This is a genomic window from Flavobacterium aureirubrum, assembly GCF_038739835.1.
Taxonomy (GTDB): Bacteria; Bacteroidota; Bacteroidia; order Flavobacteriales; family Flavobacteriaceae; genus Flavobacterium; species Flavobacterium aureirubrum.
This window is the reverse complement of the sequence record NZ_JBCGDO010000001.1, coordinates 192,934-216,309: the sequence shown is the minus strand read 5'-3', so window position 1 is coordinate 216,309 and position 23,376 is coordinate 192,934. Positions and strand designations below refer to the sequence as shown.

At 32.9% G+C, this 23,376-nt stretch carries 19 protein-coding genes; 11 read left to right on the top strand and 8 right to left on the bottom strand.

Annotated elements, in window-relative coordinates; translation table 11 throughout:
- Positions 1 to 74: 74 nt before the first annotated feature.
- A complete protein-coding gene (locus WFZ85_RS00940; RefSeq protein ID WP_342694409.1) occupies positions 75 to 938 on the top strand; it encodes a hypothetical protein in 864 nt (287 codons plus the stop codon).
- On the opposite strand, the gene WFZ85_RS00935 is transcribed toward WFZ85_RS00940, so the two are convergent.
- On the bottom strand, positions 935 to 1,267 hold the full coding sequence (locus tag WFZ85_RS00935) for a hypothetical protein (RefSeq protein WP_342694408.1): 333 nt from the start codon (positions 1,265 to 1,267) through the stop codon (positions 935 to 937). The genes WFZ85_RS00940 and WFZ85_RS00935 overlap by 4 nt on opposite strands.
- A 37-nt stretch (positions 1,268 to 1,304) precedes the next feature.
- Between WFZ85_RS00935 and WFZ85_RS00930 the strand changes: the two genes are divergently transcribed.
- Positions 1,305 to 3,635: a T9SS sorting signal type C domain-containing protein gene (locus WFZ85_RS00930; protein ID WP_342694407.1), complete on the top strand. Its 2,331-nt coding sequence runs from the start codon at positions 1,305 to 1,307 to the stop codon at positions 3,633 to 3,635.
- A 151-nt stretch (positions 3,636 to 3,786) separates the two neighbouring features.
- On the opposite strand, the gene WFZ85_RS00925 is transcribed toward WFZ85_RS00930, so the two are convergent.
- Positions 3,787 to 3,996 (bottom strand): hypothetical protein, encoded by a 210-nt coding sequence (locus WFZ85_RS00925; RefSeq protein WP_342694406.1) that lies wholly within the window; start codon positions 3,994 to 3,996, stop codon positions 3,787 to 3,789.
- Between the two features lie 76 nt (positions 3,997 to 4,072).
- A complete protein-coding gene (locus WFZ85_RS00920; RefSeq protein ID WP_342694638.1) occupies positions 4,073 to 5,662 on the bottom strand; it encodes a peptide chain release factor 3 in 1,590 nt (529 codons plus the stop codon).
- 254 nt (positions 5,663 to 5,916) lie between these two features.
- On the opposite strand from WFZ85_RS00920, the gene WFZ85_RS00915 reads away from it, so the two are divergent.
- The 7 genes from WFZ85_RS00915 to WFZ85_RS00885 all read left to right on the top strand — a co-directional run bounded on the left by WFZ85_RS00915 (position 5,917) and on the right by WFZ85_RS00885 (position 15,109).
- Complete coding sequence (locus tag WFZ85_RS00915) at positions 5,917 to 7,887, top strand: peptidylprolyl isomerase (RefSeq protein WP_342694405.1); 1,971 nt, start codon at positions 5,917 to 5,919, stop codon at positions 7,885 to 7,887.
- 1 nt (position 7,888) lies between these two features.
- Positions 7,889 to 8,737 (top strand): hypothetical protein, encoded by an 849-nt coding sequence (locus tag WFZ85_RS00910; protein WP_342694404.1) that lies wholly within the window; start codon positions 7,889 to 7,891, stop codon positions 8,735 to 8,737.
- Positions 8,721 to 10,130, top strand: a complete 1,410-nt coding sequence (locus WFZ85_RS00905) for a peptidylprolyl isomerase (protein ID WP_342694403.1) — start codon at positions 8,721 to 8,723, stop codon at positions 10,128 to 10,130. Before WFZ85_RS00910 ends, WFZ85_RS00905 begins: the two co-directional genes overlap by 17 nt.
- Before the next feature lie 30 nt (positions 10,131 to 10,160).
- Positions 10,161 to 11,114, top strand: coding sequence for an AAA family ATPase (locus WFZ85_RS00900; RefSeq protein WP_342694402.1), 954 nt, complete (start codon positions 10,161 to 10,163; stop codon positions 11,112 to 11,114).
- A 45-nt stretch (positions 11,115 to 11,159) separates the two neighbouring features.
- A complete protein-coding gene (locus WFZ85_RS00895; RefSeq protein ID WP_342694401.1) occupies positions 11,160 to 11,510 on the top strand; it encodes a hypothetical protein in 351 nt (116 codons plus the stop codon).
- Between the two features lie 52 nt (positions 11,511 to 11,562).
- Positions 11,563 to 12,675: an acyltransferase family protein gene (locus WFZ85_RS00890; RefSeq protein WP_342694400.1), complete on the top strand. Its 1,113-nt coding sequence runs from the start codon at positions 11,563 to 11,565 to the stop codon at positions 12,673 to 12,675.
- A 169-nt stretch (positions 12,676 to 12,844) separates the two neighbouring features.
- Complete coding sequence (locus tag WFZ85_RS00885) at positions 12,845 to 15,109, top strand: aconitate hydratase (protein WP_342694399.1); 2,265 nt, start codon at positions 12,845 to 12,847, stop codon at positions 15,107 to 15,109.
- A 60-nt stretch (positions 15,110 to 15,169) separates the two neighbouring features.
- Here the strand turns inward: WFZ85_RS00885 and WFZ85_RS00880 are convergent, their stop codons facing one another.
- The 3 genes from WFZ85_RS00880 to WFZ85_RS00870 form a co-directional block, all read right to left on the bottom strand.
- Complete coding sequence (locus WFZ85_RS00880) at positions 15,170 to 15,529, bottom strand: hypothetical protein (protein WP_342694398.1); 360 nt, start codon at positions 15,527 to 15,529, stop codon at positions 15,170 to 15,172.
- Between the two features lie 147 nt (positions 15,530 to 15,676).
- Positions 15,677 to 17,125: a glyceraldehyde-3-phosphate dehydrogenase gene (locus tag WFZ85_RS00875; RefSeq protein WP_342694397.1), complete on the bottom strand. Its 1,449-nt coding sequence runs from the start codon at positions 17,123 to 17,125 to the stop codon at positions 15,677 to 15,679.
- Between the two features lie 148 nt (positions 17,126 to 17,273).
- Positions 17,274 to 18,665: a S1C family serine protease gene (locus tag WFZ85_RS00870; RefSeq protein ID WP_342694396.1), complete on the bottom strand. Its 1,392-nt coding sequence runs from the start codon at positions 18,663 to 18,665 to the stop codon at positions 17,274 to 17,276.
- Positions 18,666 to 18,796: 131 nt separating this feature from the next.
- Here WFZ85_RS00870 and dapF point away from each other — a divergent pair, with 131 nt between their 5' ends.
- Together dapF and WFZ85_RS00860 are read left to right on the top strand one after the other, a co-directional pair.
- Entirely contained in the window at positions 18,797 to 19,579 is a 783-nt protein-coding gene (dapF, locus tag WFZ85_RS00865; RefSeq protein WP_342694637.1) for a diaminopimelate epimerase, read from the top strand.
- A gap of 47 nt (positions 19,580 to 19,626) precedes the next feature.
- Positions 19,627 to 19,995: a helix-turn-helix domain-containing protein gene (locus WFZ85_RS00860; RefSeq protein ID WP_342694395.1), complete on the top strand. Its 369-nt coding sequence runs from the start codon at positions 19,627 to 19,629 to the stop codon at positions 19,993 to 19,995.
- On the opposite strand, the gene WFZ85_RS00855 is transcribed toward WFZ85_RS00860, so the two are convergent.
- Both WFZ85_RS00855 and WFZ85_RS00850 read right to left on the bottom strand, forming a co-directional pair.
- On the bottom strand, positions 19,985 to 22,609 hold the full coding sequence (locus WFZ85_RS00855; protein WP_342694394.1) for a peptidase associated/transthyretin-like domain-containing protein: 2,625 nt from the start codon (positions 22,607 to 22,609) through the stop codon (positions 19,985 to 19,987). The genes WFZ85_RS00860 and WFZ85_RS00855 overlap by 11 nt on opposite strands.
- Complete coding sequence (locus tag WFZ85_RS00850) at positions 22,606 to 23,376, bottom strand: GLPGLI family protein (protein WP_342694393.1); 771 nt, start codon at positions 23,374 to 23,376, stop codon at positions 22,606 to 22,608. The genes WFZ85_RS00855 and WFZ85_RS00850 overlap by 4 nt, the downstream gene beginning before the upstream one ends.

Here is a 23,376-nt window from a genome sequence, read left to right as displayed (position 1 = left end):
CTATAACTATTAATGCAGGAACAGGAGCGGGTGCTGGTGGCGATGATAAGATTGTTAATGTAGGAAGTGGAAGTTTGACTTGTACCTCTGTTACAATTGCTACAACGTCTGATGATGCTATTGATTCAGAAATTACAATTTCAACCGGTACAGTAAATGTGACCGGAAATATTACAATGAACGGGAATGCGGCAAGAAATGCCATCCGATTTAGTGGTGCCGGAGTGTTAAACATAGGTGGCACCGGAACAATGTCAGGTGGTTCATTAGTTCCATCAGCTGGAACCGTTAATTATAATGGTAGTGGTGCACAAAATGTAGGTGCCTACACCTACAATAATTTAACTACTTCTAACAGTGGTACGAAAACATTGAATGCAAATATCACTGTAACAAATAATCTTTCTATTGAAGGAACAACGGTGTTAGTGCCTAATGCAGCCAACAGAATCAGCAATACTTCTCCCATTAATTTAAACGGCGGTACATACAGATCTGGTGCAACAGCTGGTTTTTCGGATACAGTAGGTGTTTTAACCTTGAGTGAAAATTCAAATATTATTTTAGGAACAGGTAATCATACGTTAACATTTGCCAACAGTAATGCAGCATCATGGACATCCAATAAAATGCTGACTATAACCGGTTGGGTGGGAGGCTACAATGGCACTGCTGCTTCCGGGACAAATCCAAAGCTTTTTGTTGGAAGTACAAATACGGCGTTAACAAACAGTCAGTTAAACCAAATACAGTTTTTTGACGGAAGTACTAATTTTCCAGCTATATTATTATCTACAGGAGAATTAGTGCCAATACAAACACGTGTAGGTGATTTTTCACCATCAGCGGTATGTGAAGGAGAAACAATTACAATAACAGGTTTAGGATTCACTGGTGTTACTGCTGTGAGAGTGAATGGAGTGAATGTGGCGAGCTAAACTGTAAATTCTGCCACCTTAATTTCGGCAACATTATCTACTTCTAATACTACTGGTTCGGTATCCGTTGTAACAAGTGCAGGAACTTTTACAAGTGCTAATAGTCTTATAATTAGTCCTAAACCAACAAATGTTACTGCTGTTGCTCGTAATAGTGTTATTTGTATAGGAAGCTCTGTAAATCTAACGTCTAGTGGAGATAATACTCCTGTTGATGCGATTTCACGTACCACTTCACCAGCTTTAGCTATTCCGGATAATGATACAAACGGTATAAGTTCAACCATAACTATTCCAACTACTTGTGCAACTGCAAGTGCTATTGCCACAGTATCAGTTAATATTACGCACACTTGGAATGCCGATTTGGATATCTTTTTAATTGCTCCAAATGGTTCTCAAATTGAATTGAGTACAGACAATGGTGGTAATGGGAATAATTACACAGCAACATTTCAAACAGCTGGGGCAGCTTTACCAACAGGTGACTCTACCATCAATGGAACTTTTGCCCCTGAGCAAGCATTTTCTGTACTAACAGGAGCGGCGACAGGTACTTGGACATTAAGAGTAGTTGATGATGCAGCAGATGACTTTGGGACTATTAACTCCTGGGGAATAACTTTTGATTCTAGAACTTGCCCGTTAACGTATTCATGGACCTCTACACCATCCGGATTTACTTCTTCTATACAAAATCCAACAGGTGTTTTTCCTATAGTGGCAACAACTTATGCGGTCACCGCAACTAATATTTATGGCTGTACAGCCAGTACAACCACTGCGAGTGTGGCGGTTAACTCAAGACCAACCGCATCAGTAATTTCTGGGTCTGCTGCCATTTGTTCTGGAAGTCCAACCAATATTGCAGTGGCTATTACAGGTGGAACATCGCCTTTCACGGTGGTATATACTGGAGGAACGGCTAGTAGCTATATAAGTGGTACTAACATTTCGGTAGCACCAACAAGTACCACAACGTATACTATAACGTCAGTAACAGATGCTAATGGTTGTGTCGGAACAGGAAACAGTGGTTCGGCAGTAGTAACCATTGATACAACAACCTCTACCGATGGTGGAGCAACATGGTCAAATGGAACACCGACGGCAAGTAAGTCAGTAATTTTTGATGGTGGTACAGGAACTATAGGCGCTAATTTTGCAGGTTGTTCATTACGATTAACTAATAACGCTTCTGTGACTGTCGCTTCTGGGTTTAATGTTACCTTAGAAGGAAGAGTAACGGTTGACGCAGGAAGTACGTTTACTTTTAACAATAATTCGAACTTATTACAAAACAATACACTCACCAACTCTGGAAATATAGTAGTGCAACGAAATTCTTCTGCATTAAAACGATTGGATTATACTTTGTGGTCATCGCCAGTAACTGGGCAAGGATTGTACGCCTTTTCACCATTAACTTTCTCAACTCGTTTTTATCAATATTTAACTGCTACAAATGTTTATAGTAATAGTTTAGGTTTTGCAATTACAGGATTAGATGCAAATGGAGTAAATGGAACGGATAGTAATAATGTTCAGTTTGCCACTGCAAAAGGATATCTTATAAGAATGCCATGGAATCATCCAACTGCTCCTGCAGTTTGGAACGGTCAGTTTACTGGAATTCCAAATAATGGTAATTTAACCTTTGCAATGACAACAGGATTTAATGCTGTTGGAAACCCCTATCCATCAAGAATTAATGTGCATAATTTTATCGATGATAATGCAGCAATTTCTGGTACATTATATTTTTGGAGAAAGACAAATGATAATGCGGCAACTTCTTATGCTACACTGACTAAAACAGCTTATGTAGCCAATGGTGCGGCTGGTGGAGATACCGGAACAGGATTCTTTCCTACTGGTGGTTCACAAGAACAAAACTGGGTTATTAATGTAGGACAAGGATTTATTGTAGAAGCAACAAGTAGTACAAACTTAAGTTTTACAAATAGCATGAGAAGAAGTTCTAATGCAGACCAATTCTTTAGAAACGCTGATACTATCGAGTCGGTAAACAATGGCTTGTATTGGTTGAATTTAACCGACGCAACTGGAGTGTTTAGCCAAATGGCAGTTGGATATAGTTCAGAAGGAACGCTTGGCTTTGATAGAGGAATAGACGGAGCCAATATCAACAATGAGTTTTATTTAACCAGTTTGATAGGAACAGAGGAATATGCTATCCAAGGAAGACCTGATTTTGATGCAAGCGATATTGTACCATTATCTTATAAAGCGGTCACGGCGGGTAACTATACGATTTCGATTGACCATACCGCTGGAGGATTTTCAGCAGGAACGCAACCTATTTATTTGAAGGATAACTTGACCACAACGGTTCATGATTTAACCGCAAGTAACTACACTTTCACCTCACAAGCTGGAACATTCAATAACCGTTTTGAAGTGGTGTATCAATCAGCACTTAACACAGATAATCCAACTTTCAATGCCAACCAAGTGATTGTTTACAAAAACGAAGTGAATGATTTTGTCATCAATTCGGGCAATGTAGTTATGGCATCGGTAAAAGTATTTGATATCAGAGGACGATTATTGTTAGAACGCAAAGATATCAACGCATCTCAAACTACTTTGACAGTGGGAATGGCTAATGAAGTATTGTTAGTTCAAATCACTTCAGAAGATGGCGTAGTAGTGACTAAGAAAGTGGTACGATAGGTTTTCTATTTTTACCATTTAAGGCATAGAAGTTCATTCAAGAAATAGAATACTCCTCAAGAAATTGGGGAGTATTTTTTTTGGGAGACATTAGGTCATAAAAAAACCATTCCCTTTGGATTGGAATGGTTCGTGTAAGATATGTTTTTAACTAAACGGTTCTTCTATTTTTTTTGAAAGTATATATAACAAACAATATACCCATCGCAGCCAAAAGCAATAATTTGCCGTTTATTGGCGCTGGTTGTGGGTCATCGCCTTCTAATCCACCACCACCATCATCGTCACCTGGTTGAGCAAATAAAATAAAGTCAGACAATAACACAGTGGTAAATAGGTATATTTTTAAAATTTTTTTCATAACTACAATATATTCAGGCCGTAAATATAACAATCCTTTTTTGAAACGAAAAGTTTTAGCTTGATTTTCTGTTTAATTAATCAAATTCGGAGGTGAAAAACAATTTAACATTCGGAAACTTGCTTTGAGTCATTTGAATAGTGAATTCTGAGTCGGCTAAAAATACTAGTTGTCCGTACTTGTCATGTGCCAAGAATTTTTGTTTTATACGTTTAAATTCTTTGAATTCCTCACTTTTAGCGTCATTGGGTTTTACCCAACAAGCCTTGTGGACTGGAAACATTTCATAACTACACTTGGCTCCATATTCATGTTCCAATCGGTACTGAATTACTTCGTATTGCAGTGCGCCAACTGTTCCAATTACTTTTCGGTTGTTCATTTCTAGTGTGAATAGTTGTGCCACACCTTCGTCCATTAACTGATCCACACCTTTATCTAATTGTTTAGCTTTTAAAGGGTCGGCATTGTTAATATACCTGAAATGTTCTGGAGAAAAACTTGGAATTCCTTTAAAACTCATGATTTCGCCTTCAGTCAAGGTATCACCAATTTTAAAGTTCCCAGTATCGTGTAATCCTACTATATCGCCGGGATACGAAATATCTACGATTTCTTTTTTCTCTGCAAAAAAAGCATTTGGACTGGAGAATTTTAGGTTTTTATTTAATCGAACATGCATATAGGGTTTGTTCCTTTCAAAAGTGCCCGAAACTATTTTTACAAAAGCCAATCGGTCTCGGTGTTTTGGGTCCATATTGGCGTGGATTTTAAAAACAAAGCCCGCCATTTTTTCTTCTTCGGGTTTTACTAGTCTTGTTTCCGATTCTTTTGGTTTTGGCGATGGCGCTATTTCGATAAAACAATCTAACAATTCTCTCACACCAAAATTATTCAGCGCTGAACCAAAGAAAACAGGTTGTAAATTGCCAGCAAGGTATTGCTCACGGTCAAACTGAGGATATACCTCTGAAATTAATTCTAACTCATCACGCAGTTTAATCGCGGGTTTTTCGCCAATAATTTTTTCCAATTCTGGACTTTCAATATCAGAAAAAGCAATGGTATCTTCAATGTTTTTACGACTGTCGCCACTAAATAAATTGATGTTTTTTTCCCAAATATTATATATTCCTTGAAAATCATAGCCCATTCCAATGGGAAAACTTAAAGGCGTTACACTTAATCCCAGTTTTTGCTCTACTTCATCCATCAAGTCAAAAGCATCTTTTCCTTCACGATCCAATTTATTGATAAAAACAATAATTGGGATATGTCGCATTCTACAAACGGCAACTAGTTTTTCAGTCTGTTCTTCAACACCTTTAGCTACGTCTATCACCACGATAACGCTATCAACGGCGGTTAATGTTCTAAAAGTATCTTCCGCAAAATCCTTGTGACCAGGAGTATCAAGGATATTTATTTTTTTATCTCGGTAGTTGAAAGCTAATACTGAAGTAGAAACGGAGATTCCTCTTTGACGTTCAATTTCCATAAAATCGGACGTAGCGCCTTTTTTAATTTTATTGTTTTTAACAGCGCCAGCTTCTTGAATAGCTCCACCAAAAAGTAATAATTTTTCAGTCAAAGTGGTCTTACCTGCATCAGGATGCGAGATAATGCCAAAGGTACGTCGCCGTTGTATTTCTTTTAAAAAACTCATGATTTTTACTAAATAGTTTGCAAAAATACTACTAATTCCTAATAATCCACTATTCAAATCCATTTCTGATTTTTCATTAGTGAAATCTCGTTAAAGTGGTGTTAATAAAATTTTGTTAATAGTAGACTGGATAGTTGCATAATGTGTTTGAATTGTTACTTTTGTTGATTGTAAAGTTAATAAACCAAAGTATTTTTGATTGAATATCAAAACGAATAATAAAGTATTAAATTTTTAATTGAATTTATAAAACTATGAGTGTAAAACAGTTTTTTTTCGCGCTTTTTATTTTAGTTGCTAGCGCCACTAGTGCTCAAAATAATTCCAAAGAAGTATTGTTTACTATCAATGAAAAGCCCTATTACTCCGATGAATTTTCAAGGGTTTATAAAAAGAATTTAGACCTAGTTAAAGACGAGTCACAAAAAGATTTAGGACAATATCTTGAACTTTTTATTGGCTACAAACTAAAAGTAAACAAGGCCTACAAATTAGGGTTGGAGAACAGCACAAGGTATCAAAATGAGTTAAAAACTTATCGTTCGCAACTTGCTAAAAATTATTTTAACGATACTAAAATCACAGAAGCACTGATTGCTGAAGGCTATAATCGTTTACAAAAGGAAGTCAAAGCCTCGCATATTTTAATCCTAGCAGATGAAAACGCAACGCCAGAAGACACTTTAAAAGCATATAAAAAAATAGAAGAAATCAGAAAAAAAGCTTTAGCGGGAGATAATTTTGGGGATTTGGCGGTGCAATATTCTGAAGATCCATCTGCCAAAGAAAACAAAGGCAATTTGGGGTATTTTACCGCTTTCAGAATGGTCTATGCTTTTGAAAATGCCGCCTATAACACGCCAAAAGGACAAATCTCAAAAATTACCCGTACTCGTTTTGGCTACCATATTTTAAAAGTCGATGATGTTAGAGAAAATCGTGGCGAAATTACTGTGGCGCATATCATGATATTGAATCCAAAACCAGAGGACACCGACCAAGAGAAAGCAAAAAACACGATTAACGACATTTATAAAAAAATTCAGCAAGGAGAAAAATTTGAGGATTTAGCACAGCAATTTTCAGAAGATAAGTCTTCATCATCAAAAGGCGGTGTTTTGAATAAATTTGGTTCGGGGCAATTGAGTTCAGAAGAATTTGAAAACGCAGCCTTCTCGTTGAATACTCCAAACGAAATTTCAAAACCCATTCAATCGCAGTTTGGATGGCATATCGTCAAGCTCATAGAAAAGCATCCAGTTAAAACTATGGCTGAAATGAAAGTGGAATTGGAGACTAAAATTGGTAAAGACGAAAGATCTAAAAAGTTAGTGACCTCCTTAAACGAAAAATTGAGAAAAAAATATAGCTACAAAAGAGATTCAAAACAATATGGGTTGTTGGCTAAGCTCGTAACTAACGATTTTTATGAAAACAAATGGGTTTTACCTGCTAATACTAAAGATTTTACAGCTACTTTATTGAATATAAACGGCACCAAGAAAATTGAGGGTAAAACATTTTTAGAATATATAGAAAAACAACAAAAATCAGGGATTGCCATTAAGCCGGTTCCAAAGCTAGTGGATGCTCTCTATGAGCGATTTTTAGACGAACAATTAACCGCTTTCTACGACGATAATTTAGAGACTGAATTTCCTGACTTTGCCAATGTGATGGAAGAATACCGTGACGGTTTGTTATTGTTTGACTTGATGGAAAAAGAAATTTGGGAACGTGCCAAAACTGACACTATTGGGTTGCAAAGTTTTTATAACGAACATAAATCAGAACATTTATGGAAAAATAGAGTAGAGGCCAATATTTTCTCTTCTACTAAAATGGATGTAATGAAAAAAGCACTTGCTTTAATTAAGAAAAAGACTGATTTGGCGAAAATCAAAGAAACACTCAATGTTGATAATGTTGTTAATATTATGGTTAAATCAGGTTTGTTTGAAGAAGGTAGCGATACATTGCCCAAGGGAATGAAATTTGAGGTTGGTGTTTCAGATATTTTCAAAGAAGGAGAGTACTATTTTATTACTCAAGTGGAGAAAGTGCTTCCTGCTGGAGTTAAAACTTTTGAAGAATGCAAGGGTAAAATCACCAATGATTACCAGCAATATTTAGAGCAACGATGGGTAGACGACCTAAAAAAGGAGTATACTGTAAAAGTCAATATGGATGTTTTTGAACGTGTGAAAAGGCAGTTGAAACCATAGAATGGTGAGGAAAAGTTGTTTGTTAATTGTTTTCGTTTTTTGTTCTTGTTCCTATTTTCAACCAGAACAAAAAAAGGCATCAATCGCCAGAGTAGGGAAATCTTATTTGTATCAAAATGATATTGCTACTCTAGTGCCTGCTGGAACATCTAAAGAAGACAGTCTGCTGATTGTTCGTGATTTTATAAACAGATGGGCAACTCAAAAATTACTGATTGACGCAGCTGAACGAAATTTAAGCGATGCTAAAAAAGGAGAGTTCAATGCGCTAATCAAACAATACAAAATTGATTTGTACACAAAAGCCTATTTGGAAGGTTTGGTTATGAACACCGTAGATACTTTGGTTACAAATGAAGAGTTAAAAAAGTATTACGACGAGAACAAAGAAAATTTCAAAACAAACGGAACTTTAGTAAGACTAAGATACATTAATCTGGCAAAAAATAATCCCCGTTTTGGAACTATAAAAAGTAAATTTTTTGATTACAATAAAAAAGACAAGAAGTTTTGGGATACCTATGCACTTCAGTTCAAGAGTTACGCTTTAAACGACACGGTTTGGGTAGATATGAACCAAGTGTATTCAAAGTTACCCTTCATAACGCCAGACAATCGAGACGAATTTATTAGTTCAGGGAAGAAGGTTGAAAAGACAGTTCAAGATGATATTTACTTGGTTAAAATCACGAACGTAATTGATAAAAACCAAATTTCACCTTTTGAATTCATAAAACCAACATTGCGGGAAGTAATTGTAAACAAAAGAAAATTAGAATTGATTAAAAAGTTTGAAAAAGAAATTACAGATGATGCCATTAAAAATAAAGACTATGAAATATACCCTTAGTAAAATTACACAGGTTACGCTGCTGCTTTTATGCTTTGTAAATTTTACACAAGCGCAAGAAATCATCAAAGATTCGGTAAAGACCAAAGCCAATACTGTAAAGACAGGAAAAAAAATTAAAGTGGATGGAGTTATTGCTACTGTTGGCGATTATATCATACTAGACTCTGATATTGACAAAGCCTTTTTAGAATTATCAAGTCAAAATCAATCCATAAAAGATATTACACGATGTCAAATGTTGGGGAAATTATTAGAAGATAAATTGTATGCTCATCAAGCCATTCAAGATAGTATCGTTATTAGAGATGAAGAGATTAAGGAGAAAATGAATGATCAGTTGAATTATATGGTGGAGCAACTGGGTTCAATGGAAAAAGTGATTAGTTATTTCAAAAAAAGTAATGAGGAAGATTTCAGAAATGAATTATTTGAAATCATCAAGATGAATAAACTCACGATCGAAATGCAGAAAAAAATTACTGATGCTGTTCAAATAACCCCTGAGGAAACACGTACTTTCTTTAAAGCTATTCCTTTTAGTGATTTACCGGTTTTTGGAGCTGAAATGGAAGTAGCCCAAATCGTAATTACACCCAAAGTAACCGAAGAAGAAAAGCAACGTGTTGTTAATCGATTAAAAGAAATTAAGGCGGAGGTTTTGGCAGGTTCCAGTTTTAAGACTCGTGCCGTGATTTATTCAGATGATAAAGGTTCTGCAGCAAGCGGTGGTTATTATAAAATCAATAGGAAAACACAGTTTGTAAAGGAATTTAAAGATGTTGCTTTTAGTCTTGCAGAAGGAGAAATATCAGAACCTTTCGAAACAGAGTATGGCTATCACATTATCATGGTAGAAAAAATTAAAGGACAAGAGGTAGAGTTGAGGCACATTTTAATGATGCCAAAAGTATCTGATAAAGCCTTGAAAGAAGCAAAGGAAAAAATTATAACTATCAAGAAAAAAATTGAAAGCGGCGAAATTTCATTTTCTGAAGCAGCAAGAACCATGTCTGACGAAAAAGAAACCCGAGCTAATGGTGGAATATTAATTAATCCTAGAACGCAGGATACCCACTTTGAGTTGACAAAAATGGATCCAAGCTTGTATAGCGAAGTATCAAATTTGAAAGATAATGCTATCACACCACCTATTTTGGATGATGACCCGAGAACAGGGAAAAAATATAAAATTATTACAGTCACTAACAGAATAGATGAGCATTTAGCGGACTATGCAAAGGATTATATTAAAATTAAAGATTTGGCCTTAAAAGAAAAACAAATCAAAGCCATTGCCAAGTGGAGTGATGAGAAAATTAAAGAAACCTATATTAAAATTAATGGAGAATACCAAGATTGTTTGTTTACCAATAATTGGTTGAAAAAATAAAATAAATACCTAATATAAATATTCCATACAATGTCTGATGTAGCCGCTGTTCAAGATTTAGTAAAAAAGAGATTAGAACTAAAGAAAGAGATTTCAAAGATAATTGTGGGTCAAGACCAAGTGGTTGACCAAATATTACTTAGCATATTTTCGGGTGGACATGCCTTATTGATTGGTGTTCCCGGATTAGCCAAAACTTTAATGGTAAATACTATTTCGCAAGCGTTAGGATTGGATTTTAAACGTATTCAATTTACGCCCGATTTGATGCCCTCAGATATTTTAGGTAGTGAAATTTTAGACGAAAGTCGACAGTTCAAATTTATCAAAGGACCTATTTTTTCAAATATTATTTTGGCGGATGAAATTAATAGAACGCCACCTAAAACACAAGCTGCATTACTCGAAGCGATGCAAGAACGAGCGGTAACTATTGCAGGTCAGAATTATAAATTAGATTTACCCTATTTTGTTTTAGCTACTCAAAACCCCATTGAGCAAGAAGGAACTTATCCATTACCTGAAGCACAGTTGGATCGTTTCATGTTTGCTATAAAATTGGATTACCCTACTTATGATGAAGAAGTCCTAGTTGTAAAAAGTACTACTTCTGACGATAAGCCAGTTATTAATCCATTGTTTACAGCGCAAGAAATCATCGATTTCCAACATCTAATTCGCCGTATTCCTGTGGCTGATAATGTTATTGAATATGCTGTTACTTTAGTTAGTAAAACAAGACCTAACAATCCGTTGTCTAACGATTATATCAAAAATTACATCGATTGGGGTGCAGGTCCAAGAGCCTCACAAAATTTAATATTGGCAGCTAAAGCCAATGCTGCGTTCAACGGAAAATTTTCTCCAGATATAGAAGATGTCAAAGCAGTGGCTACCGGAATTTTACGTCACAGAATTATCAAAAACTATAAAGCTGATGCCGAAGGTATTTCAGAAGAAATGATTATTGATAAGTTATTATAATAATTTCACCTTTTTTTTCGTTATCTGTACATTAAGAGAACGATTATGAAAAAATATTTACTCATTTTACCTGAATTTATCCTTATTGGATTAAGCGCATATTGGTTATTAGACATTTTTATCGGAAATGATTATTTCAATCCCATAGCTTTTTGCGTCTTCCTTATGTTATTGCTTCAAGTTTTTATTCAAAATAAGTATGTTGGTTTTTCATTGGCTTCACTAATTTCTTTGTTTTCATTATATATGGTCTTGGCTGTATTTTCTGAGTTCAATGATTTTCATACACTTTCTTTTGAAGCGTTTCAATTTCTTGTTTTTGGATTGCTTTTATGTTTTTTAGGGTTTTGTTCCGCTATTGCAATGTTCTACAAATTTCTTCCCAAAGTTTTTTAGCTCATTCTAATTGATATTTCCTATTTTAGTGTTTTCAAAAAAGCACTTAAATATGCTAGCTAATCAGGGAAATTCGAGAATTTTCGGTCTCGATTTAATGAGAGCCATTGCCATTACAATGGTTTTAGCAGGCCATTGTTTGTGGATTTACCCTCAAGACGACAGTCTTTTTCATCAACTGTTACAGTTATTTGGTTTCTTTGGTGTAGAAATTTTCTTTGTGTTGAGTGGTTTTCTTATTGGCAAAATTCTATATCAACTGTATCTTAAGGAAGATTTTTCTCTAGCTACAGTCTTCTATTTCTTGAAAAGAAGATGGTTTAGGACACTTCCTAATTATTATCTTGTTTTACTTATTAATATTTTAATCGCAGGAATTATTGGATATGAAATGCCTCATTTATGGCGTTATTTTTTCTTTTTACAAAATTTTAAAATTACCATGTTACCCTTTTTTACAGAGTCATGGAGTTTATCGGTAGAAGAGTTTGCCTATGTAGTTTTGCCTTTTTTTATTCTGTTTTTGGGTATTTTTATTAAGCCAAAAAATAAGTCAAAGTTCTTTTTTTGGGCAATTCTACTATTAATTCTACTTTTTATTTTTAATAAACTTTACTATCAATATACGACTAACAATACTACGTTGGACCAATGGAATGCTTCACTAAAAGCGGTTGTTTTATATCGTTTAGATAGTATTTTCGTTGGGGTATTATTTAGTTGGGTCTTCCTTAATTTTTCGTCATTTTGGCAAAAATCAAAATATATCTTCTTTGTTTTAGGCACAGTCTTGTTGTTGTTTCTGTTTTTTAGTTTGGGATATTTTGGTTTGCTAATTGCTTCTCAACCTTTGTTTTGGAATGTGTTATATCTGCCCATTTTGTCCGTTGCCGTGGCTTGTTTTTTACCTTATTTATCAGAATGGAAAGCAGCACCAGCTGTTCTTACAAAACCAATTTCCCACATTAGTATTATCTCTTATTCTATATATTTATTGCATTATAGTGTGATTCTACAAGTGATGAAATATGGTTTTCCTGTAGACCTACAAAATAGAGTGGGATTATACCTTTTCACTTTAGTTTATATAGTATTAACGCTAGTTTTAAGCACGCTATTGTACCGTTTTTATGAAAAACCAATGATGGATTTGCGCGATAAATAATCAGATTAATTATTTTTTGACGTCTAAAATAGTAATTCAATAAAATTATTATGCCAAAAATTGTAATTCCTTAAAATATTGAAATAATGTAACTTATTGGTGCAAAAACTTTTTTGAAGTACATCGATTTCGTAAATTTGCATTTCAAACAAATAAACCTTTTTATATTATGGCTTTTGATATTGAAATGATTAAAAAAGTGTATGACACAATGGCCTCTCGAGTAGATAAAGCGAGAGAAATTGTGGGCCGACCTTTAACACTTTCTGAAAAAATATTATATTCTCATTTATGGGAAGAAACTCCTTCACAAGCATTTACTCGTGGGAAAGATTATGTAGATTTTGCCCCTGATAGAGTAGCCTGCCAAGATGCAACAGCACAAATGGCGTTGTTGCAGTTTATGCATGCAGGTAAAAAGACCGTTGCTGTGCCAACAACTGTGCATTGTGATCACTTAATTTTGGCTAAAAACGGAGCTAAACAAGATTTAGAATTAGCCAACAGTCAATCTAAAGAAGTTTTTGATTTCCTTTCTTCAGTGTCCAATAAATATGGTATCGGATTTTGGAAACCAGGTTCAGGAATTATTCATCAAATTGTATTAGAGAATTATGCTTTTCCAGGTGGAATGATGATTGGAACCGATTCTCATACTGTTAATGCAGGTGGATTGGGAATGTTAGCCATTGGTGTTGGAGGTGCAGACGCTGTAGATGTTATGAGCGGTATGTCATGGGAATTGAAGTTTCCAAAGTTGATAGGGGTAAAGTTGACCGGAAAATTAAGTGGTTGGACTGCCCCAAAAGACGTTATTCTAAAAGTAGCCGATATTCTTACCGTAAAAGGTGGAACAGGAGCAATTGTAGAATATTTTGGCGAAGGTGCCATCAATATGTCGTGTACAGGAAAAGGAACTATCTGTAATATGGGTGCAGAAATTGGGGCTACGACTTCTACTTTTGGATATGATGATTCTATGCGCAGGTATTTAGCTGCAACTGGTCGTCAAGATGTTGTTGACGCAGCGGATAAAGTAGCGGATTATTTAACAGCAGACTCAGAGGTTTATGCTAATCCAGAGCAATATTTTGATCAATTAATCGAAATTAATCTTTCTGAATTAGAGCCACATATCAACGGACCTTTTACTCCAGATAGAGGAACACCAGTTTCAAAAATGAAGGAGGAAGCAGTTGCAAACGGTTGGCCGTTAAAAGTAGAATGGGGATTAATAGGTTCTTGTACCAATTCATCTTATGAAGATATGGCTCGTGCTGCATCCATTGTTGAGCAAGCTGTTGCACACGGAATCACTCCTAAAGCTGAGTTTGGTATCAATCCAGGTTCTGAACAAATCCGTTACACCATTGAAAGAGATGGTATCATTGCCACGTTTGAGAAAATGGGAACCAAAGTATTTACTAATGCTTGTGGACCATGTATAGGTCAATGGGATAGAGCAGGAGCAGACAAACAAGAAAAAAATACAATCGTACATTCGTTTAATAGAAACTTTTCTAAACGCGCTGATGGAAATCCAAATACACACGCTTTTGTAACTTCGCCTGAAATGGTAGCTGCTTTGGCAATTTCTGGGGATTTAACTTTTAATCCTCTTACAGATACTTTGCTAAACGATAAAGGTGAAGCTGTAAAATTGAATGCTCCTTTTGGTGATGAATTACCAAAAAGAGGTTTTGACGTTGAAGATGCAGGATTTCAAGCGCCAGCAGAAGATGGAAGTAATATTCAAGTAGCTGTTTCACCAACTTCTGATAGATTACAATTGCTAGCGCCGTTTGATGCATGGGATGGAAAAAATATTACTGGTGCAAAGTTATTAATCAAAGCATTTGGTAAATGTACTACAGACCATATTTCTATGGCTGGACCTTGGTTGCGTTTCCGTGGTCACTTAGATAATATTTCAAATAATATGTTGATTGGAGCTGTGAATGCTTTTAATCAAGAAGCCAATAAAGTAAAAAACCAGTTAACTGGAAATTATGACGCTGTTCCTGCTGTTCAAAGAGCGTACAAAGCGGCTGGTGTTGCCTCAATTGTTGTGGGCGATCACAATTATGGTGAAGGTTCTTCACGAGAACATGCTGCTATGGAACCAAGATTTTTGGGAGTGAAAGCAGTATTAGTAAAATCATTTGCTCGTATTCACGAAACCAATTTGAAAAAACAAGGAATGTTAGCCTTGACGTTTGCTAACGAAGCTGATTATGATAAAATCCAAGAAAATGATACTATTAATTTCTTAGATTTAACTGAATTTGCACCTGGAAAGCCGTTGAAATTAGAGTTTGTTCATGAGGATGGCTCTAAAGATGTTGTATTAGCTAATCACACTTATAACGAAAGTCAAATAGGATGGTTCTTGGCAGGTTCAGCATTGAATTTGATTGCGGCTGGAAAAGCGTGATACAAAAAATAAATTATATGAAAAAGCTCAACTTAAGTTGAGCTTTTTTTTGTATTCTTTTTAAAAATTTCTTTTAATCCCGAGTACCCATTCTACCGTTTCATAATAAAAATCAACAGTTGTTAAGCTATCCTTTTTTTTAATGATGCATTTACCAGTAACGTCAGCATCAGAACCGCAAATGGTTACTCTGTTTTTATTTTCCAATTCATTATTGATGTACATTTTATAAAGTTTTGTAGCAATATCTTGTCTTATTGTAATTTTTGAATTGAATGTACTAATAATCACAGTCCCATTTTTACTTCGTGCAACATATTCCATTCCATTATGACCATAACTATAAGTTGTCACTTTTGGACCTTCATTAGAAAATGCAAAACAAGATAACACCGATAAACTGAAAATAATTTTTTTCATAAACTGCTACAATTCTTTACTTTCAAGTGGGAAAAATAATGATTATTATTCATTAAAGGCACTTTTTAACATTTCATTTTCTCAATTTAAAAAGATTTTCAATCTATTCATCTGGTAAAAAAGATATTTTTCGCAACGAAAAAGACACTAATAATAGGTAAAACGTCTCACTTTTGCTATATATTTTGCTAAGCGAATTACTTGATGACTATATCCATATTCGTTATCATACCAAACATAAAGTACAATATTGTTACCATCATTTGAAACAATAGTGGCGTTACTATCATAAATAGCTGGTGCAGAGGTTCCAACAATATCTGATGAAACTAATTCGTTGTTTAGTGAATATTTTATTTGCTCTACTAGTTCACCTTCCAACGCAAATTTTCTCATAATAGCATTGATATCTTCCACTGATGTTTTCTTACTTACCTCTAAATTTAGTACCACTAGCGAACCGTTTGGAACCGGAACTCGGATAGCATTTGATGTTAATTTTCCTGTTAAACTTGGCAATGCTTTTGCTACTGCGCTTCCTGCACCTGTTTCTGTGATGACCATATTCAAAGCGGCAGCGCGACCTCGGCGGTATTTTTTGTGCATGTTGTCTACTAAATTTTGGTCGTTAGTATAAGCATGAATTGTTTCTAAGTGCCCTTTTACAACTCCGAGCGTATCTTCAATAGCTTTTAAAATAGGTGTGATGGCGTTAGTTGTACAAGATGCTGCAGAAAAAATAGGCACCTCATCAGGGTTGTATTCGTTATGATTTACACCATAAACAATATTAGGAACTCCACTCCCTGGCGCTGTCAATAGTACTTTGTCAACACCTTTTGAAACTAAATGACGCTTCAATGCTTCTTCGGTGGTAAAAGCACCTGTATTGTCTATTAGCAAACAATTTGCAATGCCATATTTTATATAATCAATTTCTTCTGGAGCATTTGCTGTAATAATATGAACAGTGGTTCCGTTGATTATTAATGCATTATTTTGAGTGTCAGCCACAACGGTTCCTTGGAAATCGCCATGAATTGAGTCATGTCTTAATAACGAAGCTCTTTTTTCTAAAGAAACAGCATCATTTTTATCACGAGTAACAATAGCACGTAGACGTAATTGCTGTCCTTTCCCTATTTTACTCATCATTTCACGTGCCAACAATCGGCCAATACGACCAAAACCATATAAAACTACATCTTTTGGCTTGATGTTTTTCGTGTTTTTTGCATTTTTAAGTTTGTCAATTACAAACGCTCTGCAATCATGATATTTATTATCTTCTAAATGGTATTCATAAGTTAATTTTCCAATGTCAATTCGTGATGGCGGCAAATCTAAATTTTCAATAGCTCGTGCAATTTCCACTGTATCAAAAACATTAATTGGTTTTTGAACGAATTCACCGGCATATTCGTGAAGGTTCATAATGTCACTTACATTTCTGTCAATCAATTGATTTCTGAAAAACAGTAACTCGATAGATTTGTCGTACCATAAATCACTAATGATTTTGATAAATTCCACAGCAGCTTTTCTTCTGTCGGCTTGAAATGATAATTCCTTTTCGTATAAAGTGTTGTTGCCCATAAAAATGAAATAGTTTTAGTTGTCTGAATTATATTTTGGCGCAAAAATAGTATAATCAAGTTACTAACGAAAACGATTTCGTTAAAATTTGTAAACAAAAAAAACCAACCCACAAATGGATTGGTTTTTCAACCTTTCATACTAATTTTTATTGAATAATAATTTGCATCATTTGGCCCAATCGGTTAATCATTTGAATGTTAACACTTTGATCTTCGCCTTTTCTGTTTAAGAAAGCGGAAACTGTTTCTACGTCGGTAGCTTTTTGATTGTCCACTTTTAGAATAATGTTTCCTTTAAGTTGATCTTGATATGGTTTCAAAGCATCGCTAGTTACATCTTTAATTTTAACCCCATAATCAATTCGATATTTCTTTTTGTCGGCTGCTTCAATATCTTCTAATTCCAAACCTTTGAATTCAGTATTGAATAATTCTTTTTTTACTAAAGTAACTGGAACTACTTTTATTTTTCCATCGCGGACAAAGGTAACTTGCACTTTGTCATTTGGTCGTTTTGAATTAATGTAACCTGATAGTTCAGCAAAAGAATTTACTTTTTGATTGTCCAATTTTTTGATAATATCGCCTTTTTGCAAGCCAGCTTTTTCTGCTCCCGAGTTTTTAGTCACGTTATCAACATAAAATCCTTCGGTATCATTAATTCCAATTTCTTGTGAAAAATTACTATTCAATTCTCTACCTTCAACACCCAAAATTCCTCGTTGAACATTGCCAAACTCCATTAAATCTTCAATAATTTTTCGGGTAATATTAGATGGAACCGCAAATGAATAGCCAGCATAACTTCCAGTTGGTGATGAAATCATAGTGTTAATACCAATTAATTCTCCTCTGGTATTTACTAAAGCACCACCACTATTGCCTGGATTTACAGCAGCATCGGTTTGAATAAAAGATTGAATTCCACGAGTATCAAGATTTCTAGCTTTTGCCGAAACAATGCCAGCGGTAACTGTCGAATTTAAATTATAAGGATTTCCAACGGCCAAAACCCATTCGCCAACTTTCACCGCATCCGAATCGGCAAAAGTGGAATAAGGTAGTTTTTCGTCAGCATCAATTTTTAGCAAAGCAATATCCATTTTGGAATCCGTTCCTATAAGTTTTGCTTTATAGGACTTATTATTATTTAGAGTTACCTCTAGTTCTGTAGCATCTTTTATAACATGATTATTAGTTACAATATATCCATCTTCTGAAATAATGACACCCGAACCCGTACCAATTTGTTCTTGTTGCTGCGTACCACGTGAGCCATAAAAATATTCCATTATAGGATTGTAAATTGTTCTCACGGAAACATTTTTAACATGAACTACTGTATGAATAGCATTTTCGGCTGCAACTGAAAAATCAATTGCTTCGCCATAGTTTCCTATAGTTCTGTTGTAATTAGTTGGGGCAGATGTAACGATTGAATTGTGACCACTATTTCCTTCAAAAAATAATTTGTATGCGCCTAGAGTAGTCGCTCCACTTAATAAAGAAATCATAAATAAACTAAAAAGTCGTTTCATAACTATTAAAATTTTTTATTTGAAAGTAAAATTAAAAACATTATCATTGTGAGTAAATGCCTTTTAACGCTCGTTTAACAATTTTTAAGTTAATCTTAATATTTGCTATATTTGTGACTGTACAAATAGCTATGAACATGACTTTTGCCAAATATCAAGGAACAGGAAACGATTTTGTAATGATAGATAATCGTCAAAATAGTTTTCCAAAAAACAATTTTAAACTGATAGAAAAACTTTGCGATCGTCGTTTCGGAATAGGCGCAGATGGTTTGATTTTGTTAGAAAATGATGTTGAAACTGATTTCAAAATGGTATATTATAATTCCGATGGAAATGAGAGTTCGATGTGTGGTAATGGCGGTAGATGTTTGGTTGCCTATGCAAAAAGTGTGGGTTTAATAGAGGAAGTCACCACTTTTTTAGCAGTTGACGGTTTGCATCATGCTACAATTCTTGACAATGGTCTTGTTTCATTACAGATGAAAAATGTTTCCAACGTAAAAATAGCTGATGATTATGTTTTCTTGAATACCGGTTCGCCACATCATGTTTTGATGGTTGATAATTTAGAAAATTATGATGTGAAAACTAGTGGCGCTGCAATTCGCTATTCTGATTTGTATAATAAGGAAGGAAGTAACGTCAATTTTGTACAACAAATTTCAGAAAATCATTTTGCTTTGCGAACTTACGAACGTGGTGTGGAAGATGAAACATTATCATGTGGAACAGGTGCTACAGCAGCAGCAATTGCGATGAATGTTCTCGGGAAAACAAAAGAACATCATATTTATATAGATGTTGAAGGAGGAAAACTAGAAGTTTCATTTGTAAAAGAAGGGAATAGTTATACTAACGTTTTTTTAAAAGGTCCAGCAACTTTTGTTTTTGAAGGAGAAATTGATTGTTGATAAAAAGTATTATGTTTGTATTTCATGAAAATTTAAATTTCATAACTATGGCTAACTATTTAAAAAATATCAAAGAATTTAGAGAAAAAATAGGGTATTCACTTGAATACATGGGAATAAAATTAGATATTTCTTCTGTATCTTACTCTAAAATAGAAAAAGGAGAAACAAAACTCACTATTGACCGATTATATACTATTTCGGAAATCCTAAATGTTAGTATTTCACAAATTTTAGATATTGAAGTTAAAAATGAAATACATCAAACAAATAACGAAACAGCCATAGGTTCGCTCAAGAGAATAGAAAATTTTTACCAAGAAAATAAAGAACAAAATCTAAAAATTATTGAACTTTATGAACAGCGATTAAAAGAAAAAGATGTTATTATAGAATTACTTAAAATTAAATCTTAAAATTTAATCCTATATTTATAAAGCCTGCTAATGAGAAAAAGTTTGTTTCATTTATTAAAAAATTGTTTGATGAAACATTTGATCTTATAAAATTGTTATTTAGATTAATTAAATTTTCTGCATTTATGAAAAAATTTAATTTGTTTGTTTTCAAAGTTGTTCTAAAACCTAAATCAATAATTTTGTTATCCTCTTGAATAGTAGACTTATATAGATGATACTTTAAATAAGGGACAAAAATCAAATCTTTGTGAATTTTGAAATTCAAATTTAAATTAGGCGAAAATCGATTGATGTCTGACTCACCTGAATTTGAACGCACGTTTCTTAGATTTGTTTCAAGGCCAATATCAAAATTGATACTTTTTTTGAAAGTACTATTTATACTAACATTTATATTAGTTGTTGAAGTTTTAATGTCGTTTGAAATGCTGTTGAGCATAACTTTCTGATTACTAATATTATGAAATGTATTAAGTTTGAGGTCTAAAGGGATTTTTTTAAATTTTTTTTCAAAAAACATAAAAGAGTTTACATTTTTCAACCCTTCAACAATGATATTTTTTCTAACACTATAATTAAATTCATTAAAAATATCAAAACCAATGTTGCTTTTTTGAATAGAATAATCAAAACTCCCGTGAAAATAAATTCCTTTGATGGGATTCATGTAAGATGTATTAAAATTGTAATTATTTTTTATAATTAAAAAAGGATTTATGAAGTTTGAAAGCGATATGGAGCTATAATCTTCAATCAGAGAACCTCTATTCATATTTCTTAATAGTGGCATTTCAATATTTTTGTTATATCCAATTCCTATAGATAGTTTAGGAGTTATTTTTTTTGATATTGAAAAATTAGGTAATATTTCATTAAAATTATAGATGTCATTATTGAAACTTTGAAAAGTAAGAAATGTTTCCAAACCAAATTTTATGGTAGATTTCAAAAATTTATTATTTATATAATTAATTCCTAAATGATTGTTCTTATACGATAACTTATTTTTAAAGAAGTAATTAGGATTCGAATCGTCAATAATGTTATTGTTATTTGAATATTCATAATTAAAATTATAATAAATATTAAAATTTCCTTTTTTTGTATTTTTTGTGTAATTTAAATTGGTGTTTATATAGTACTTAAAAAATTCATTTTTTTGTAGTACACTAGCATTGTTGAAATTTAAATCATAAAATGATTCGCTTGTGAGTAACCCTAAGTTGTCCTCGTTTTTTTCAAAATAAGTTAAAAACTTAAATTCTAACAAACTCTTTTCAAAAGATTTTTTATAATAAAGGTTACCACCATATTTTAAATTTTCATTTTTTCTTTCTTGATTAATAGTGCTTGATTCATTTGTAGAATTATTAGAAATTAAAGCATTGGTATTGTTTTTTGTAAAATATGTAAATAATGAACTCGTTAAATAGGCAGTTTCATTTATTTTATTTTCAAGATTGACAAGATTTATATTTATCAAACTATTGCTTTTATCTTTTACAATTCTGTTATTTATTAAACTAAAATCCTCTATTTTTTTTTGTGTTATTTCGGTATTTTCTAATTGATTATTATTATTAATGGTTGAAAAAATATTAATTTTTTTATTTTTTCCAACATTTATATTGCCGTTAATAGTTGTGTTTAGTATTTTTTTGAAAATAACTTTATCGTCAGCAAAAAGAAAAGTTGGCAAATTGTCATAGACTTTTGTGTTAGACTCTTGTGCGCTAATGTTGTTTTGTATTTTATCTTGTAATTGAAAATACTCATCAAGAGGAATTATTGTTTTATTAGTATTATTTGCATCAGATAGTATATGTGTTTTCGACTTTCCAAAGTTATAAGAGCTTGAATGCAATCTATAACGCTCATAAATTCCATTTTCTAATTCTAGGTCGTGATTAAAAACTCCTTTATACTCATCTTTTATTTTAATATTTAAAGCAGTTTGATTAGAATTTTCAAAGTTTTTCAAAGAGGATAAGTCTTGAAAGTTTTTCAATACTTCTATATCTTTTACTATTTCAGATTTAATGTTTTCTAATGGTATCTGATGATTTTTACCAAATAATTTATCACCATCAATTAATATATCATTAATTAATTTTCCATTGTAATAAATTTTATTTTTAGAATCTACTGTAATTCCAGGCAACTTTTTTGCTATGTCTTTTAAATTGATTTCTGAACCATTTAAAAGTTTTTTTAAGTTGTATTTTATCGTATCATTTATTTCTTTTAAGTCGTCTAATTCATTCGTAATTACAACTTCTTTTAAAATATTTTGTTTTTCTACTAATATAATTTTGTAAATGAAAGTGTTTAATTCTATTTCAATAAATTTTGTTTCAAAACTGATGTGTGCTATTTTAATATTTTTTATATTTTGATGTGCTTTTTTGAAGCCAAAAACACCTTTATCAGAAGATGTTGTATATTCAATTGTTTTATTGTTAGAATCTAAAATTTGTACTGTTGCAAATGCTATTGGCAAATCATTTTTATCAATTATTGTCCCATTAATTACATTTTGCCCATAAAAAAAATGACCTATAATTATAAAAATACAGGTCAAATAAAATCTTCTATTTTCTATTTCTTTCAATTTGTTATTACTTTCGTTGTTTTGGTTGTTGTTGTGTTTCCTTTTGTTGTAATTATCGGTTCTGTATTACTGTTTTTTCTTCCACCCATTATTTCTCTTTCTAATTCATCAGTTGTATAGGTTTTTTGATTGTCAAAATTGAGTTTTTCTATTTTAACATCTGCATTATTTATTATTCTTTTCATTTCCCAAATAGTATTTCCATTTTCTCCATATATAATTAAACCGGGTAATCCATTTAAAAATTTAGGACCAGCATCTATTGGAATGTCCTCAGTAAACCATACCGTAAAATTAATTCCTCTTGCTGTTGCAGTTGCTTTTTTACATAAAAATTGATTAATTGTTTTTGTTTCGTTTGTTATTGTCCAATTCCAATCTATCAATTTTTCTTTTACATAGGCAACTTCATCTTTACCTCTTGGACTTGTGTAAAGCAATTCATTAGTCGCATAATTTTTGTACATTACTTTTTCAACTTGATTATTAAATATATTTTCTTTTTTTTCTATTCCATCATCAATATAAGTAGTATCGTGGGGTTTTATGTTTAAAGATTTTGGATGATTTTTGTAAATTGATTCTCCATTTTTAAATTCCAAAACATATAAATATGACTTTGAGAACATAGCAAACATTCCTTTTGGCATCATTTTTCTTGAATTTTCACTCATTTTTTTTGATTCAAGGTATTCTACGTAAACGCTTTGAGAGTACAAAAAGTTGCATATAAAAAATATAAAAGCAGTAAGTATGAATTTTTTCAT